This is a genomic window from Weissella confusa (assembly GCA_041871065.1).
GTDB lineage: Bacteria > Bacillota > Bacilli > Lactobacillales > Lactobacillaceae > Weissella > Weissella confusa_A.
Map to the genome: position 1 here is coordinate 1784497 of CP168942.1, position 19944 is coordinate 1804440.

General features: G+C 48.4%; 9 protein-coding genes. 2 read left to right on the forward strand and 7 right to left on the reverse strand.

All coding sequences use genetic code 11. The features are described from left to right. Positions 1–45 precede the first annotated feature (45 nt). Positions 46–11664, reverse strand: a complete 11619-nt coding sequence (locus tag ACAW68_08705; GenBank protein XGA15536.1) for a KxYKxGKxW signal peptide domain-containing protein — start codon at positions 11662–11664, stop codon at positions 46–48. A gap of 295 nt (positions 11665–11959) precedes the next feature. Between ACAW68_08705 and ACAW68_08710 the strand changes: the two genes are divergently transcribed. Together ACAW68_08710 and ACAW68_08715 are read left to right on the forward strand one after the other, a co-directional pair. Further along, on the forward strand, positions 11960–14368 hold the full coding sequence (locus tag ACAW68_08710; GenBank protein ID XGA15537.1) for a MucBP domain-containing protein: 2409 nt from the start codon (positions 11960–11962) through the stop codon (positions 14366–14368). A 2-nt stretch (positions 14369–14370) separates the two neighbouring features. Then, entirely contained in the window at positions 14371–14745 is a 375-nt protein-coding gene (locus ACAW68_08715) for an LPXTG cell wall anchor domain-containing protein (protein XGA15538.1), read from the forward strand. 64 nt (positions 14746–14809) lie between these two features. On the opposite strand, the gene phoU is transcribed toward ACAW68_08715, so the two are convergent. From phoU to ACAW68_08745, 6 genes are read right to left on the reverse strand one after another with little or no spacing between them, the layout of a single operon-like run. Then, entirely contained in the window at positions 14810–15484 is a 675-nt protein-coding gene (gene phoU, locus ACAW68_08720) for a phosphate signaling complex protein PhoU (GenBank protein ID XGA15539.1), read from the reverse strand. 51 nt (positions 15485–15535) lie between these two features. Beyond that, a complete protein-coding gene (gene pstB, locus ACAW68_08725; protein ID XGA15540.1) occupies positions 15536–16294 on the reverse strand; it encodes a phosphate ABC transporter ATP-binding protein PstB in 759 nt (252 codons plus the stop codon). 16 nt (positions 16295–16310) lie between these two features. Next, a complete protein-coding gene (gene pstB / locus ACAW68_08730) occupies positions 16311–17135 on the reverse strand; it encodes a phosphate ABC transporter ATP-binding protein PstB (GenBank protein ID XGA15541.1) in 825 nt (274 codons plus the stop codon). 16 nt (positions 17136–17151) lie between these two features. Beyond that, the gene (pstA, locus tag ACAW68_08735) at positions 17152–18042 is read right to left on the reverse strand and encodes a phosphate ABC transporter permease PstA (protein ID XGA15542.1); all 891 of its coding nucleotides are present in this window, start codon (positions 18040–18042) and stop codon (positions 17152–17154) included. Position 18043: 1 nt separating this feature from the next. Further along, a complete protein-coding gene (pstC, locus tag ACAW68_08740; GenBank protein ID XGA15543.1) occupies positions 18044–18961 on the reverse strand; it encodes a phosphate ABC transporter permease subunit PstC in 918 nt (305 codons plus the stop codon). Between the two features lie 13 nt (positions 18962–18974). Beyond that, the gene (locus tag ACAW68_08745) at positions 18975–19847 is read right to left on the reverse strand and encodes a phosphate ABC transporter substrate-binding protein PstS family protein (GenBank protein XGA15544.1); all 873 of its coding nucleotides are present in this window, start codon (positions 19845–19847) and stop codon (positions 18975–18977) included. Positions 19848–19944: the final 97 nt, after the last annotated feature.

Here is a 19944-nt window from a genome sequence, read left to right on the forward strand (position 1 = left end):
AAATCGTACAGTCCATTATCGAACTGTACGATTTCGTTATTCAGTCTACTGTTTGTCTTCGCTGTAGAACCAGCCAATGGCAAGCCCCGCTGAAATCGATAGCAACAACAAGACAGCAATCGTCATGACAAAGTCACGCTCTGCTCCCGTTTCGGGCAACATCACATTTTGGGACTTGATGTCATTGGTCACAACCGACTTGGCCACAACCGTTGCCGACGGCGTTGTTTCAACAGGTTGCACTGTCGCCACATTGGTCACCCCTGACTCAGGTTGCGGTGCTGGATTTGGTGTTGCGAGTGGTGCCTTAGCCTTTGGCACATAACGAACAATGACATCAGCCATCTCTGGCGTCGTCAAAACATCCCCACGCACAACCAATTGATCGGCTGTGTAATCTGGCACGAACGGTGAAACCACGCCGGCAACACTAACTGGCTGCCAAACAATTTCACCCGTCACCAGATCACGGTCACCAGTCATTGCGACCGTCTGCGTCACCATTTCAGGCGCTGGTACACCAGTCGCCGTCTCATAATGTACATGACGTGTCACTTCTTGCGTCACCTGTTCATGGCGGTGCGCCAGCACAACTTGATACGTTGGCATTTCAGTCGTGAACGTTGCCTTAACCGGTATTGTATCTTGAACCAAGTCATAACCAGCAGCCAAATAACTATCCGTTATTGACTGAGTACGACTAAAATCAACATCGCCATCCGTCACACCAGCAATCGCCACATTGCGCAACTCACGTCCTGTCGTTTGATCAACAAACACAACGTGGACTTGCTGTGGTGCAGGTGTGTACGTCACATCGACCACCCAATCTGGGGTCGGCTCAGCCAAGTTAGCGTCTGGTACAACCTTGATATCAACTTGATAACCAGCCTTGACCGGCGTTGATACGGCTGACATCTTTTGCTCAGACCACTTGATATGACCCGTCACCAAATCCATCAAACCATGCAACACAACGGTTTGGGTTTGCGCTGCTGGCACTGACGTCTCATCGGTTGCCCAATAATGAATTTGACGCGTCACGTAATTACCAACCGGCGCCATATCATGTCGCAAGTGAACCGTAATCGTTTGGTTGACCTGAGTGGCCTTATCAAATGTCATAGCCCCCGTTTGGTCAACGTGCGTCATGACATAGTTCGGAACATATGACGGTGCGAAAGCGACCGCATCACCCGTCAAACCAGTCAAATCATCACCCGTCATCACAACGCGACCCGCCTGATCATCATCGACGTACACAACGTGAACGCGTTGCGTATCGCGTTCATACTTCACAACTGATACACCATCCATCGTTGGCGTTGCATGGCCAACGACTGACAAACGCTTGGCGTGATAACCAGCAACCGTTGGTGTTTGTACCGTCACAAACGTAACGTCACCCGTCTTCGCATCCACGGTCACACCAGGCGCCGTAGTTGTAAACGTTGCGCTACCAGCTAGTTCGTCGTCAGTTACTGCATCAACCTTAACAACGCGACTCACTGGGACTGATACTTCAACGCGCTTCGGCGTGTCATCCCCAGCGCCGACGTAAATCACGGTTTGTGATTCCGTCAATTGTTGCGTGGCAGACTTCACACCATGACGCAAATGAACAGTGAATTGTTGGTCGCTGTTTGTTTGTGCATCAAACGTTGGTTGATCCGGCAAATCTTGCGCAACAAATTCATAACCAGCCGCCTCATATTGACGTAACGTTTCCGCTGAAACTGCCGTATCGATTTCATCACCAGTCTTACCCGTGAGCGTCAAATCCGTCAACGTCTTACCAGTCGTGTCATCAACAAAGTGGATCACCGTGCGTTGCTCATCAGCCGTGTACGTCACCGTATCTTGTGCTGTTTGGCCAACTTGTGCATCAGCCGTCACCACGGTTTGGTCAGCCGTATAACCGGCGACTTCAGGGGTCTCGATTGGCTTAAACACCACAACACCGGTAGCGCTTACCGTTCCTGGTTGCGCATCAGACACCGCATATTGCGTTTGACCAATTTGCTGACCAGTCACTGTATCCAATGTCTTGGTTGTCACAACCATCACTGTTTGCGTCACCGTCTTTGGCGTTTGGTCACCCGCTCCACGGAAGTATACCGTGTGCTTAGTTGGTACAAGTGCCTTCTCGGTCGTTTGGCCGTGGCGTAGCGTCACAACAAAGTGTTGCGTCGCGTTAACATCGCGGTCGTACGTTGCGTCGGTCGGCACATCAGTCACCACTTCATAACCGTTAGCAACTAACTTCGCAACCTCATCATGGATTGTCTTGAAGTCAATTGCGCTATCCGTCGTACCACGCAACTCATATTGACCAGTTGCTTCACCAGTTGTCTCATCGGCAATCGTTACATCAGCTACTTGTACGGCTGGCGTGTAGTGAACGGTTGTTGTCGACTTTGGCACGTCGACTGTCGTCGTTGCTGTTACAGCTACTTGATCAGGTACATAACCAGCCATTTCCGGTGACATCACCGTTTGATAGCTAACCGCACCCGTTTCAGCATTAACCACCACATCAGCATCTGATGACGTGTAAGTTGGCGCCGTGGTTTCAGCGCCCGTCACCTCATCCACCATCACCGTGCGTGAGACATTAACCGTTCGCGTCACATCAGGCACGGCTGTTGGTGCCCCGACATAGTGAACTGTTGTTTGCATTGGCACATCAGTGACCACTTCATGGGTCTGGTGCGTCAAATGAACGGTATAACTTGGCGTTGCAACGACAAAGTGATCCACGTTAGCTGCCGGCACGTCCGTCTTAACCAACGCATACCCGCGACCGAGCCACTTCGTTTGTGCCGTCATCACTGGCGTCGTATCAATTGCATCATCTACATGACCATCCAAATGAACCGTCGCCAACGTTTCGCCCGTCACATCGTCAACAATCGTCGCTGTTGCCGTAGCTGCATTTGGTGAGTACCAAACTGTACGGTCAGTGTTCTGCACAAGCAACGTTGCACGACCGGTGAACTTCGTCTTATCTGGCGTGTATCCAGCCTTCACCGGCACACCATCAACCGTTGGGAAAATTGCCACTTGTTGCGTTTCATCATAGGTTGCCCCTGATGCCGTCCAAGTTGGCGCCTGATAATCACTGCCGTATTTCGCCGCGTCAGCTGAGGCAATTTCACTGTTCGTCACCAAATCAACATCATAGTGACGCGTCACAACCGCCGATTGCACCAAGTCCGGTGCAACGACCATGCTATCGTCAGTGCGGTAATGTGTTGTCGTTGTTAGCGTAACGTCACTCGTTGCCATTGACGTCGCGTGCTTAAACGTCAACGTGAAACTTTGGTCAGCTGAACTGTCACGATCGTAAGTCGTTGCTGCCAAGTTCGACGTCGTGAGGACAAAGTGCTTGCCTTCATAATTCGTCACCGCTTGTGAAGCAGCGGCAAAATCAATCGGCGCATCCGTTTGACCAACCAAACGCAACGTCGCCATCGTTTGACCAGTTGTTTCATCAACCAGCGTCACCGTGGCTGTTTGCTTGGCTGGCGCATACGTCACCGTTTCGCTAGCCGTTGGTACAGCATAGGTCGCGTGACCGGTTGTTGTTATCACGTCCGGCGTGTAACCCGCAACCGTTGGCGTCCCAACTGGTGCAAACGTCACCGCACCCGTCGTGTCATTGACCGTCGCTAGTTGCGTCCCCTCTGCTAAGGCGTAGTTAATCTTAACTTGCCCCGTGACAGCATCGGTCGTTGTTAAACGCGTCACCGTGGCCGTTTGCACAGCATCACTTGGCGTTTGGTCACCGGCCCCCACGAAGTGAACCGTATTCGTGACCACTTCACTGTCAGTGACGTGATTCAAATGATGACGCAGCGTCACAACGTACGTTTGGTTGACGTCATCAGCATTATCATAAGTTGCTTGGCTTGGTTCACCATCAGCAACCACCTCATAACCGGCCGCAAGCAACGAGTCCTTCACGTGCGTTGCCGTCGTGAAATCCATCGTCGCATCAGTCACGCCAGCCATGCTTGTCTGCGCGACCACTGCGTTGTCAGCATCGACATCCTTAAAGACAACCGCTGCCTGTTGGGCATCCGCCGTATAGTGCACTGTTGTCGTGAACGTTGGATGAATCACCGTTGCTGTTGGCGTTACCACTGCCTCATCAGCCGTGTAACCCTTAACAGTCGGTGTCTGAACAGACTTAAACGTCACATTTCCATTACCGTCGACCGTCACATTTGCGGTCTTAGCAACATAAGTTGGCGCCACAAATGCACTACCGTATGATGTTGCATCAGCGGCCGTAATCACTTGTGATGTGACAGCATCAACCGACTCAGTCATCGTCACAACCGCTGAATCTGTTTGGGTTGCTGGCGTTTTAACACCAGCGCCCGTGTACGTTACGGTCATTGAAACCGGCACATCATGTGATTGTGCGACAACCTTGTGCTCTAGATGAACAAAAAACAGTTGCGTATCCTTTTCATCCGTCGTGTAATTCTGTGTCGACTCAATCAAATATGAATCTGCAGGATTTGCAACCAATTGATAACCAGCATCCAGGTATTGTTGCAACACATCTTGCGCATCCGCAAAATCAATTTGTTGACCGGTATAGCCACCCAAATCAACACGCGTCAATGTACCGCCACCCATCGTGTCGTCCTTAAAGATGACACGGGCCAACTGTTGCACTGCGTGATACATCACGTTCGTTACCGCACCCGGTTGGTCGAACGTGGCATGCCCGGTCACTTCAGTTGGAATACGGGTATAACCCGCAAGTGGTGGCGTCGCAACCGTTGCGAACGTAATGTGTCCAGCGTCATCAACCTTAGCCAACGCCTTGCCCGACGTCACCTCATAGGTCGGCACATGGTAATTCGTGTACGCACTACCAGCTTCTTCTGACACATCCGAACCAGTCACCATATCGACCATGTGCGTCTGTGTCACCACAACTTGCCCCGTGTAATCTGGTCGCGTTGTATCCGTACCAAGGTAGTGAATTGTATTCGTCGCCACGACCGATTCTGTCACCATGCTACCCCGGTGTTTCAACGTAATCACCCAAGATTGACTTGGAACCAAGCCATCTTGTTGGTCATCAAAGTATGACGTGCCTTGAATTGGGTTATCAACGACTTCATAGCCAAGCGCTGACAAGCTCGTCAGCATCGACGTCACGTATTCAAAATCAATGGCTTGGCTCGTCTTACCCTTCAAATAGGTCGTCCCAATCGTTGCATAGCTACCACTGTCCGTTAACTTCATGGTGTCTTCGAGTTCAACCAACGCGCGTTGATCATATGGTGAGTATTGCACCACTTCTTGGACATTTAAGTTTTCAAACGTAGCCAACGCCGCAATCTCATCTGGCTTCACTGAATAACCTGGCAAAGTTGGACTTGGCACGACATGGAACATGATGGTTCCCTTATTAGCATCAACCGTTGCGATTGCTGAATCAGCTGCGTTCACTAACGCGAACTGATCTGCTTGATACGCAGAACCATAGTCACTCGCATCAGTCGCAGCAATCGATTCACCCGTTACGGCATCGACTGCGTAACGACGGTTCACTGCAACGCTTTGATGGACTGTGCCAGGATTGTTTTCCGCCCCGACGTACGTCACCGTGTTTGTTGCAACCTTACTCTCAGTCTCAAATGACACACCGTGCGTTACGTGAATCGTGTAATTTTGATCCACCTTTGCATCGCTATCAAAGACGCCTGAACTTGGGACAGTTGTTGAAACTAGGACGTATCCCTTAGCCAACATGCTTTGTAGCGTTGTTTCTGCAACCGTCGTATTCATCGACTCCTGCGTTGCACCAGTTAGCACGAAATCATGCAGAACATCATGATTTGCATCAGCCATATCATCAATTATCTTGATGTCAGCATGCTGTTCTTCTGGCACGTAAGTCACCACTGTAGTCACAGTTGGTGTTTGCCAAGTCGTGGTTTGGTTCACGACAGCATTTGAATCAGTAATTGTGTAACCGGCCAAAACCGGGCTCGAAACTGATGTGAAGCTCGTATCCCCAGTTATCGCATCAGCCGTTGCAGCATCCCCTGACGTTACAGCAAACGTCGGTGCCTTGTAATCCGCACCGTAAGCTGATGCATCAGCAAAATCAATCACGTGACCTGTCACCTGATCAACCGACTGTGTTTCAGCGACTGTTACTTGGCGAACCACTGAAGCCGGCGTTGGCACACCTGCCCCAGTAACCACATAACTAATCGTTGCTGTCATTTGAACATTTGATGATACTGCCGTTACGTGGTGCTTCAACGTGACCACATATGACTGACTAATTACTGAACCATCAGCAACCGTGTCGTAAAGCGCACTCGTTGGCACAGTCGTTTGAACTAACTCATAGCCTGATGCTAGATAGTTCTTTTGCATTTGGGCAATGCGACTAAAGTCGATGGCTTGCGACGTCACCCCATTTAGCGCGACATCAGACAACGTTTGACCAGTCGTTTGATCCGTAAACGTCACTTGTGCACGTTGCATATCCGGCGTGTAAGTCACCGTGGCAATCGTGGTTGGTGCAGCCGGTGTTGCTGTTAATTGCACACTGTTTTTATCCGGCGTGTATCCCGCAATCTTTGGCGTTGCCAGTTGCGCAAACGTCAGTGCTCCCGTTGTTTCATTAACCGTCGCATTCTTGGCTGTTGTGGTATAAATTGGCGCGTTGTAATCATCGCCATAGCCAGCAGCATCCTCGCTTGCAATCACACTATCTGTCACCATATCAACAGATTCATGATGCGTCACAACCGCTGAAGCCGTGACCGACACAGGCGTCTGTTGGTCTGCGCCACGGTACAACACTGTTTCAGTAACCGTCTGGTCCGTCGCCATCATTGACGTTTGGTGCTTCAAAATCACATCAAACGTTTGGTTTTGGGCATCATTGTGGTCAAACGTTGCACCAGCTGTACGACCATCAGTCACGACAACATAATGCTTTGCCAAGTAGCTCGTTAACTGATCTTGCGTGATAGCAAAATCAATTTTGCCGTCCGTACGACCGTTAATATTCATTGACGTTAGCACAGTGTCGCCAGTGGTCTGATCGATAAAGCGGACTACTGCCAATTGTGGATCAGCCGTGTAAGTCACTGTATCAGTCGTCGTTGGGTTCGCAAATGTCGCGTGGCCAGTAACTTTGGCTGGGTTCGCAACATAACCCGAAACTAGCGGGCTAGTCACCTCGTTAAAGGTAATCGCACCCGTCGTCGCATCAACCGTTAATGTCTTCACACTTGTTGCATAACTTGGTGCAAAATAATCGCTACCAAATGCCTTGGCATCAGCTGACGTGATGATTGACTTTGTCACCGCATCAACGGCAACTGTTTGCATCACGACACCAGATAGAACAGCTGATGACAACTTAATCGCACCCGCATCACCATACAAGACTGTCTCTTGCGCCATTACTGACGTTGTTGCCGCTGTGACACCATGACGCAGAATGACCGTAAATGTTTGGTTCACGGCATCGTCGCTGTCATATGTACCACTCGTTGGCAAACCGTTCGATACCACCACGTAACCCTTAGCCGTCAAACTAGCCAAAACTTGTTGTCCGAGGGTCGCATCAATTGCACCACCTGTTTGCCCAGTGACCGCCACACTCATCACTTGGTGGTTGTCGCGCATTTGGTCAATAAAGACAAAACTAGCTGATTGTGCATCTGGTGTATAAGTCACCTCAGTTTGCACGGTTGGTTGCAACCAAGTTGTCGTGTTTGAAACTGCAGTCACATTCGGCGTGTAACCCGCGACGTCCGGTGTGTCAATCGTCTTAAACGTCACCACACCAGCCTTTGCGTCAACTGTACCAGCACCTGAACCCGTAAAGCTTGGCGCTGTCAAACTCGTCGCATAGCTTGCTGTTGTGTCTGCCTTAATTTCTTGATTCGTTACCGCATCCTTTAGATAGTTGCGCGTTACAGCAACAACTTCTGAACTTGGCGTTGGCGTCGCAACCCCAGCCCCGGTATAGGTCACATTATTCGTAAATGTCTTTGTTTCTGATGCCGCGAGTGTTTTGTGAACCAAAGTAATCGTATAACTTTGGTTACCCTCAGTTCCAAACGTATCCGTCGTTTGGCGAACATCTGACTTCACCGCATAGCCGTGGTCTAAATAGCTCGTCAACGTTTCGTCAACAACAGTCGCACCATCCCCTTGTGCCACCAACTGACCCGTGCGACCAGCAATGGTGACTTGGGCAAGTTGTGACCCGGTCGTTTCATCAACCAGCGTGACAACTGCGCTTTGTGGGTTTGCGGTGTAGACGACTGTTGTTGTCGCCGTTGGCTTAGCAAACGTGACTGTCTTATCAACTTGGGTTTGCTTGGTTGTATAACCAGCCAAACTTGGACTAGGCACTAACGCGAACGTAATCGTTCCGTCGGCACTTACACTAGCGACATCTGTCCCATCAACCACTTCATACGTTGAAGCAATTGGCGTTGTCTTATCACGGTGCAAATCAACCGTGTAGTTGTGCACGATTGTTGCTGTTTGTGAGATTGTTGTTGGCGTCTTGGCACCAGCACCACTATAGATGATGGTGTTAGTGGCCTTAACTGATTCGCTGACCTCGCTCGTCACGTGATAGAAGCCGATTGTCAAAATCTGATCTTTGGCATCATCGTTATCGAACGTTTGTCCAGCCAAAATAGCTGTCGCCGCACTATCAAGCGTCAACGTCTTATCAGCCAATTGGTCAGCGACTTCCGCTTGGACTGTCGCCAAATCCATCGCTTGACCCGTCAAACCAGTCAACGGTACGCGGTCAATTTCAGTACCATCTGTCATATCCTTCAAGATGATAGTTGCTTTTTGTTCAGTTGCTTGATAATTAACCGTCGTCGTTGACAACTTGTTGCCGTCAACGCTGTTGTGACCAGTTACCGATGTTGCGTCAGCAGAATAACCTGATACAACCGGTGTTACGACCGTATCAAATGTCATCTTGCCACTGGCATCAATCTTACCGGCGCCACTACCAGCATAGGTAGGCGCAACATAATCACTGCCATACGCGCTTGCATCACCAGCAGATAGCACCTTCCCAGTTACTTGGTCATACGCCGCGGTCGTTGTCACCACAAGTTGTTGCGTGACAGCACTTGGCGTATCGTCACCAGCGCCTGTGTAACGCACCGTATTTGTGTACGTTGCACTTGTTGCAGACAAAGCCAGCTGATGCTTCAAAACAACCGCAAAACTTTGGGTCGCAACATCGTTATTATCAAAAACACTTCCGGCTTGTGTGGCGTTTGTAACCACAACGTAGTGCGCCTTCACGTAATTTGAAATCACCGCTGCGACGGCATCAAAGTTAATTGCAACACCCGTCTTACCATCGATAGCAATGCCTGACTGCAAGTACGATTGTGTCGTTTGGTCAAAAATCGTGACTACCGCACGTTGATCATTCGGCGTGTATGTCACCACAAAACTAGCCGTCGCACCAGTTGTGCCTGAAACCGCTTGTTCTGCATCTTGCAAAGTTGCATATGTCTTCCCGCCGGCCATCACCGTATAGCTGTAACCCGAAGTCGCAAGTGTCGCGTCTGTGTTGGCAAAGCTTGTTGCAACACCCGATTTAACGGCAACCTTTTCAGATTGTTGACTACCTGGGCGTGCCACAGTTGTTAACGTTGCATGGCCCCAGGCTGCGTCCGCCTTCGCGACATTCGCGTCCAAACCGGCTTGCGTCACTTGATTCGTGACATCTTGCATCGTATCCATCAAGTTTCCGATTGGCTCAGTGTCGATAACCGCATCATCTGACGCCAGTTGTTGACTGATTTTAACCAGCGCGGCTGATTGCTTTTGCGCATCTGCATAATCATTTGCCAAACTTCTGTTAGCTGGATATTGCGCCGTCAAAGAACGTAATTGACTCAAAGCGACGTTCACAATTGCAACTTGTGACGCCACACTCGTTTGAGCCGTTGCAACTTGATTGTGAGCAGCTCCGTGCAACACATAGATTGCCTCTGAACCAGCTGAACTACCAATCGTTGAGTCGTTGACGGCTTGTGACAAAATGTCACCCGCTATGGCAGACTCACTCGCCGTATTCACCATCAAAGAACCGATCGTTTTAGCCGTAACGCCAGACGCCATAACAGCTGCTGAATCACTAGCAAATGCTGAGGCAACTGATTGCAAACGGGCGTATTGTGACGTCGCATTCGCCAATGCTGATTTAACTGCAGCGTAGTTGGCTGACGCACTTGAGGCAACCGGTGCCAACAAACTAGCCATGTTTGCTAGGTCGTTAACAACAGCTGACGCACTGGCGAGTGCACTATCCATCGTCGTCGCTTGCCCATAAAGCGTCACCGCGGCCGATTGTTGCAAGAAGCCAGTGTCCATCACCGCTCCCGCACCACTCGCAGCACTCATCACCTTTTGGAACATACTTGCTGTTGCTGAGGCAACTGATTGCGTGGCAACCGCCGCACTTGATAGCGCTGTTTGATCCTTAGCGTTCGCCACAGCAGCTTGCGCACTACTTAGCATTTGAGCTTCACTGGCCAATGAGGATGCAATCGCACCAACCGATCCAGCAGCAGCCGTCGCACTACCGAAGGCAACCAAACTATCCCAACTCAAGTGCGTCAAAGCACCCCAAAGATTGTTGATAGCTGCTGATCCCAACGCTGATTGGGTGGTCGAAGCTGCCACTGAGGCATTATTAACGTTCTGCGTAGCCGTCATGTTGTTATTCAGCAACGCCAACTTGTTCATCACCAAAGCAACTGATGAACTCAACGCCACTTCTGATGCGTACGCTGAAGCATAGGCTGAATGGTTTGCCGCTGACAAAGCTGAATTGGCCAAAGCAATTGCGCCAGTCAAAGCTGATTGGGCGGCACTCATTTGCACCATGATCGAACCAGCTTGTGACAGTGTGGCGCTCAAAACTGGTTGACCAGTCGCTGCGCTAGAAATCTTTTTATAGTATGACGAAGCTGTTTGTGCATCAAAATTAACTTGTTGTGCCAAGCTGGCCGTTGATGCATCTGAACTAGCCGGTGTTGTCGCCAAGACTTGTGTCACAGTCACGACCGTTCCAGCTGACTGGGCCGAACTCGACAAACTTGCTAATGTTTCATCCGTTAATGATGAACCTGGTGCGACCGAAATCGTCACCGTTTCACTCGTCGCTGAAACACTTGAGGTACTGGTACTGGTACTTGTGCTTGAACTAGCACTCACCGGTACGCTACTCATCACACTAGCACTAACCACGCTGTCGGCAACGCTTGTATTCATACTTGATGAGGGCGTGTTAACCAAGCTGCTACTCATACTCGTATTATTTAAACTACTCAAAACAGATGCACCAGCTACACTTGTGCTTGCATCCGTCGCTGCCATTGGCGTAACACCCGCGGCGGACGAAGCCAAGTTAACCGTAGCTTGCTGCATCTGCGTCATCATTTCAATTTGTTGATCAGTCAACACGGTTGTGTCGGCTGAAGCTGTGACGGCATGAACGCCCATCATCGCTAGCCAAACACTACCAGCAATCACCCAGCTCTTTCCCGCTTTATACAACTTTTTGCGGTTGAACTTCTTGGTGACTGCCATCTTTGGCATAACCTGTCTCTTCATATCCCTATTTCCCCACTTCTCTTCACTTACATTTTACCAGTGTTTAGAAGCGGTGACCGTTACGGCTGTCACCTTGGTGTCCCAAATATGACACACCTTTCATGAAAGTCTGTCATTTTTGACAAAGCCTTTGGTACCGCGGGTTTCCGGAGCCTATCCATCGAATTGTCCCGTTTTCGATACACCTTTTTAGAACTTCCGCGCTCGCTTACATTAAAAAAGCTTAAACTGGATATTGCTTACTTTTATTTATTACATTAGGTAAGCAGAGAGAATTTAGGGGTTGTTATACATAATGAGTACATCAAAGACGTCACGTCGTTTGTTGCTAAGCGCCGTCGTACTAAGTGCGATGACCTTAACATCACCAATCGTTGTTTCGGCTGCCGATGGATTTTCCGTTTCTACGCCAGTTTCAACGGTTGATGTTGCAAACGGCTTTTTAACATTTGATAAGCAGACATCTGCCGACCAAAAGTGGTTGGTACCAAGTGGAAAATGGTATTTTTCAGTTAACACGGCTGACATCAATGCCGGTTTGAAGAATCCAGAAGTCCACGCGACATACGTGAGTGCGTACGGAACAAAGACGCAATTGACCTTCAACGGTGACGGGACGCAAACTTTGCGTGGCGACCGCGGCGTCAACTATCAAGTCCAAGTGAAGAATGGTGAAGTGGTTCTTTACAACGGCGGTTCAAACGCCTCAATGGACATTCCGGTTCGCACGACACAAACAACATATTTCAAGGACACGAACGGTCATGATATTTTGGCCAGCGTTGTACAAAACAACGCCATCATTGGCCAACACTACACGACAACGGCCAAGACGATTCCTGGTTACACATTGGTTGACACGCCAATCAATGCATCAGGTACGGTTTCAAATCAAAAGACGACCTACGTTGTTGGCACGACTACCAAAGAGCCACTTTACGATGACTACGGTAACCAATGGGCGATTTCAACTAAGACCATTACCGACGAAGCTGGTTCTGTAACTGAGACGCTACAAATCACTGATGAAGATGGTGATCCCGTTAGCCCTGTTTTGCGTCCTAGCGAAAACGGTCCAATCGCACCTGGTGCATACGGTACGTTTGCCAACATCAGTCGTTATGGTGCGCCATATGCGACGTTGTATCTAACGAACCACAACATCGAACCAGATACGGTAACGTACACGTATAAGAAGAACCAAGAGAGTGCCAAGATTGTCTTCCGCACGCCAGATGGTTCACCAATTGGTAGTGATCAAACGATTACTGGAAATTACGGGGACACACCTTCTTACACACCACCTACTATTCCTGGTTACAAGGTGACGAAGGTGCCAACATTTAAGCCATTCGACGATAACGGTACGCCAACGTACACATTCGTCTACACGCCACTTACTGAAAAGGTAACGGTTAAGGCACAAGTCATTGACGAAAAAGGCAACCCAATTTCAGATCAGTATTTGAAGATTGATAAGTCTGAGTTCACTGGTGACTACAACACGGCGTTTAAGATTGGTGTCCCAACGTTGACCGATACCAATGAAGCTGCAAAGTATGAATACGCTGGTGCAGCCACAAACACTGATCCAGATAAGGCATACTATGACGCGACAAACAAGGTTGTTAACGGTACGTACAAGGCTGAAGATAGCGTTGTGACATTCTACTTCCGTGAGAAGCCACAACCGGTTGTTCCAGCTGAGCCGGCAACACCAACGGAACCTGAAAAGCCAACAACGCCTTCAGAACCTGCGACACCAGCTCAACCTGAAACGCCGGCAACGCCTACGCCTGCTGAGCCTGAACAACCAACGAAGAACCCTGATTTGACGCCAGCTACTAAGCAGTCAACGGTCACGGTCGACTACGTTACTAACGGTCACACGTTGGAAAACCCACCTGCACGCTCAGAAACTGGCGAGCCTGGTGGCGACTTTACGTTCGAGGTGCCTAACAAGCCTGGTTACACACCACGCATCAACGGCAAGACGACCACGACAGGAACGCACACAGTGACCTTCCCTGATGGTGGCGATGTCACAAACATTGTGGTTGATTACGTGCCTACTGAGCAAACCATCACCGTGCACCACGTTGATGAAAAGGGTAACCCAATTGCGCCTGATGTTAAGATGACTGGTTTGACTGGGGATGCCATGACGGCTGAAGCCTACACACAAATCAAGGGTTACACTGTTAAGGGTAACGATACGCAAACTGGTACTTTTGGTACCGATACGGATTTGACTTTCGTTTACACCAAGAAGACTACGACAGTCACGATTCACCCATACACGCGTGATAAGAACGGTAACCGCGTTGAAATTCCTGGTCAATCACACGACGTTGAAGTTCCTTGGACGGATGGTCAAACTGATGTGCCAGTCAGTGATTTGCCAAACATTCCTTACTACACGCGTAACAAAGATGGTGTTGATGGTGGTTATGTCACAACAGACGGTAACAACATTCGCGTCGACATGACGGTTAACCCACCAGCAATTTGGGTTGAATACACACCTGATACAGACATGCCAATTGTTGGTGAAGATGTCGGCAAGAAGACTGATACGACAGGAACAATCGTACCGGTTGATCCTGACGGCAATCCTTTGAAGACAACTACAGACAACACTTACACTGAAAAGCCTGGTACAGAACTACCAACACCAACTATCCCTGGTTACACAACCAAGTAACAATGGTAACTGTTCCTGATGGTGGTGGTGATATCACGGTCGTTTACACGAAGGTCCCCGATACACCAATTGTGCCAGCACCCGCTGCGCCAACAACGCCACTTGCGCCAAAGCAAGATGCGCCAGTGATCACAACGAACAAGTCAGATAACACGCCCGCTGCAACGGCTACAGTTGTGCCAACAACTGACGCACCAGCAGCTACGCCAGTTCTTACTTCAGCAAATGATGGTAAGAACAATGCCGCATTAATGCTACCTAAGACAGGTGTTTCTGCTCGTTCAAGTTTGTCAGTTATCGGTTTGTTGGTAGCTGGATTGATGGCCATGCTCGCCATGTTCTTCCGTCCAACGCACCGTCACAAGACGAACAAGTAAATATTAGATGCAAAAAGCACACCGCAGAATTACTTCCGCAGTGTGCTTTTATTGTCTATTCAAATTAGATAAATGATGACATACCTGGGTTCAATTCAACAATCTTACCCGTACGCTTGTAGATAATCCACTCAGCGATGTCCGTCACGTAATCTGACGTACGCTTCAAGTAACCAGCAACAACCAAGTAATCAGTTGAAGCAGTTACCAATTCTGGATCTGACTTCATGGCATCGATGGCCATCTCACGGATTTCACCCGTAACATCTGATACTGACATGGCAACTTGTGCAATGGCTTCAGCTGATACAGCATCGTCATTCACGTAGTAATCCAACACATCAGAAACCATCTTTGCAACTGTTGAACCAGTCATACCGACCTTTTCTTCAATTGTAGCCACACGCTTGTTACCCTTCACGTGAATCGTTGAAAGCGCAATGTTACGTGCGTTGTCACCGATTCGCTCCAAAACTGAAACGGCCTTCAAAACCGTCACAATTTCACGCAAATCAGTCGTCACTGGTTGGTACAAAGCAATCATTTCGAAAGTCTTCTTTTCCAAAGCGATTTCGCGTTGGTTGATTGCCTTGTCGCCATCAATAATCTCTTGTGCAGCTTGGCGGTTGTGATCCAAGAATGCTTGTACAGCGTTTTCTAGCGTCTCAGAAACGAGCAAGCCCATCTCCTTAAATGACGTGTCCAAGTCTGCAAGTTCTTCATCAAAATATTGACGCATGACCTATCTCCCCGTTTTTCTGTTAATTCGTTAATTCAGTATATCACAAGACTATCCGAAGCGACCTGAGATGTAGTCTTGCGTTTCCTTCTTAGCTGGATCCAAGAACATCTTCTTCGTATCATCAGCTTCAATCAAATCACCATTCATAAAGAATGCTGTGCGGTCTGAAATACGTGATGCTTGTGCCATTGAGTGTGTCACGATAATCATCGTCAACTTATCACGCAATTGCATCAATGTGTTCTCAACCGCGTGAGCTGAAACTGGGTCCAAAGCGGCCGTCGGTTCGTCCAACAACAAGATTTCTGGTGACGTTGCCAAAGCACGGGCAATTGACACACGTTGTTGTTGTCCACCTGATAGTGACAACGCTGACTTGTGCAAGTCATCCTTCACTTCATTCCAGATAGCAGCTTGCTTCAACGATGTTTCCACCATCTCATCCAAAACAGCCTTGTTCTTTTCACCTGAAATACGCAACCCAAAGGCGACATTATCATAAATTGAGAATGGGAATGGGTTTGGTTGTTGGAACACCATACCGATGTCCTTACGCAATTCAACTGTATCAGTTGTTGGGGCGTAAATATCTTGGCCCTTAAACAAGAACGTACCGTTAACCGTCACGTTGTCCGTCAAATCGTGCATACGATTCAAGGCACGCAAGTACGTTGACTTTCCTGAACCAGAAGGTCCAATCAATGCCGTAATCCCGTACTTATCGTAATCCAAGTTAATGCCGTGCAAGGCTTCCTTTTCACCGTAGTAGAGACGCACGTTTTCAGTTGTCAAAATTTTTTCTGCCATTTGAGTTATGCCTCTCTTAACCAAAGTTTCCGTTCACGTAGTCAATTGTCAATTGGACCTTTGGACGCGTGAAAATCTTACGAGTCAAATCGTATTCAACAACCTTTCCCATGTTGAAGAAGGCTGTGTAATCTGAAATACGAGCTGCTTGTTGCATGTTGTGCGTCACGATAATAATTGTGTACTTTTCCTTCAACTGCATCAACGTATCTTCAATCTTCGCTGATGAAATTGGATCCAACGCTGATGATGGTTCGTCCATCAACAAGATATCTGGGTTCATCGCAATCGCACGTGCAATAACCAAACGTTGTTGTTGTCCACCTGATAGTGACAAAGCTGACTTATTCAAATCATCCTTCACTTCATCCCACAAAGCAGCTTGCTTCAATGACGTCTCAACAATTTCATCAAGTTGCGTCTTGTCGCGCATGCCGTGTTGCTTCAAAGCAAACGTGATGTTGTCATAAATTGACTTTGCAAATGGGTTAGGACGTTGGAACACCATGCCGATGTGCTTACGCATTTCATAAACGTCGACATCCTTTGAGTTGATATCAACATCGCGGTACATGATGTTTCCCTTAACCGTCGCCACGTCATCGTTCATACGATTTAGTGAACGCAAGAACGTTGACTTACCTGAACCAGATGCACCAATCAATGATGTAATCTTGTAGCGTTCAAACTTCAAATCGGCATCTTGCAAGGCCAACTTATCACCGTAGAAGACTTGCAAGTCCTTCGTTGAGAGGGCGACCTCGTGCTTGTCTTCGTCCATGTCGTAGACGTAGCGCTCTGGTTGCTCCTCATCAAAAATCAAATGTTGCTCTTCAGCCATGACAATGTCCTCTTTCTTACTTCGTAGCCGTCAAACGCTTGTACAACACACCACTCAAGTAACGAGCAAAGAAGTTGAACAACAAGACAGCGATGATCAAAACAGCTGATGCACCAGCAGAAACGGCAGCTGCATCTGGCATGATACCTTCTGAATTAACCTTCCAAATGTGAACAGCCAACGTTTCGGCTGGACGCATAATGTTCAATGGACTTGAAACGTTGAATGGGTTCCAGTCCGTAAAGTCCAACGCTGGAGCTGATTGTCCGGCCGTGTAAATCAAAGCGGCAGCTTCACCGAACACACGTCCTGCTGACAAAACAACACCTGTCACGATTGATGGCAACGCAGCTGGCAAAATAACGTGACCAACCGTCTCCCAACGTGACAATCCCAACGCAGCACCTGCCTCACGTTGCAAGTCCGGAATCGTACGCAATGACTCTTCAACCGAACGTGTTAGCAATGGCAAGTTGAAGAACGTCAATGAAATCGCACCTGACAAAATTGAGAAGCCAAGCTTGAATTGCACAACGAACAACAAGAAACCAAACAAACCAACCACAACTGATGGCAATGATGACAAAATTTCAATGGCCGTGCGAATCAAAGACGTCACACGACTCTTCTTGTTAGCATATTCGTTCAAGTAAATTCCCGCTCCCAAGGCAATTGGGAATGAGATAATCATCGTAATAATCAACAAGTACAATGAATTAAATAGTTGAATACCGATTCCACCACCGGCGGTAAAGGCCGTCGCTGGTGACGTCAAAAAGTGCCATGACAAGTGTGGGACACCTTGATACAAGATGTAACCCAACAAGGCAGCCAAAATCAAAATAACGAAGCCGGCAATTGCATAAAGCACAGCACTGGCAATCTTATTCGCTTGCTTAGCGTTCATATTACATGGCTCCCTTCTTAGCAATAGCACGGATAACTGAGTTGAAGACCAATGACATCAACAATAGAATCAATGCCAAACTCCACAAAGCGTTGTTTTCAAGTGATCCCATAACCGTGTTTCCGATACCTTGCGTCAAAACAGACGTCAACGTTGCGGCTGGTGATGTCAAGTTTTGTGGCATCAATGCGGCGTTACCAACAACCATTTGTACGGCCAACGCTTCACCGAAGGCACGTGCCATTCCGAAGACAACGGCTGTCAAAATACCTGGCGTCGCAGCACGCAAGATGACCTTATAAATCATTTGCCAGCGCGTCGCACCCAAAGCCAATGATGACTCGCGGTAGTGACGTGGCACTGACTTCAATGTATCAACTGTCATTGATGTTACCGTTGGCAAAATCATGACAAACAGCACCATCGCACCGGCTAGGATTCCAAATCCTGACCCACCAAATAGGTGACGCATCACTGGCACGATGACTGACAATCCAATAAATCCATAAACAACAGATGGGATACCTACCAACAACTCGGTAACTGGTCCCAAAATCTTAGCCCCACGCTTTGGTGAGATTTCAGTCATAAAGACGGCCGTTCCAATAGCAAATGGCGTTGCAATCAAGGCTGAAATCAACGTTACCAAGAATGACCCAACGATCATTGGGGCAGCCCCAACGTATGGGTGACCATTCGCATCGGTTTGACCTGGCGCCCACTTGGTACCGGTCAAGAAGTCCCAAATATTTACTTTGTTAGCGAAGAACGTTGCCAAACCCTTTGAGGCAACGAACCAGAAAATTGATAGCACAACAACGACAATCAGCAACAAAGCGCCGAGTGACAAGTAACGACCAAAACGGTCCTTACGAGTTGCTGCTGATTGCTTTAATAGTGATTCACGGATGTCATCCATGTTCCCACACTCCTTAATTTACAGCTGTAATCTTTCCGTCCATCGAACGAGAAATCTTCATATCGTGAATTGAAATGTATCCCAATTGGGGAACCAACGTCTTTTGGATGTGCTCAGAATTAATGTAATTCAAGAATGATTGCACTTCCTTATTTGGCTTACCCTTCGTGTAGATGTGTTCGTATGACCAAATTGGCCACTTACCAGTCTTCACTGTCGTGTCATTGGCAGCAACACCATCCAACGTTGGCACTGAAACAGTGTCGTCCAAGTAGGCAAAGGCTGCATATGAAACTGCACCTGGTGTTGTTGAAACAATTGAACGCACCATACCTGAAGAATCTTGTTCTTGGGCATCTGCTGATTCAGCACCCTTCAAGCCCCACTTTTCAAACGTGGCACGCGTTCCAGATCCCGCAACACGGTTAACCAGAACGATTGGCAAGTCAGCACCGCCAACTTGCTTCCAATTCGTGACCTTCTTTGTGAAGATGTCGATCAATTGATTTTGTGTCAAATTCGTAATGTTTGCTTCTTTATTAATCATTGGGGCGATACCAACAACGGCAACCTTGTGGTCAACCAGCTTGTCAGCATCGATACCATTCTTCTCTTCCGCGAACATGTCAGAGTTTCCAAGGTCAACGGCGCCTTGTTGAACTTGCGCCAATCCGGTACCAGTTCCACCACCTTGCACGTTAACGAAAACTCCCATGTTCTTGCCGGCGTAATCTTCTCCGGCGGCTTCAACAAGTGGTTGCAATGCGGTTGATCCAACAGCCGTGATATTCACGCCACTGTTTGTTTCGCGCGATGCGTATCCCCAAGTCAATAGGCCTCCCGCAACCAATACGATTGCGGCACTTATCAACCAACTGCGCTTCATAACGAACGCCTCCTAATATCTTCTGCTACTAGAATTATTATCCCTAATCTATGTAAATGTCGTACCACAGTTTTGTAAAGGTTTCCTTTACATAAAT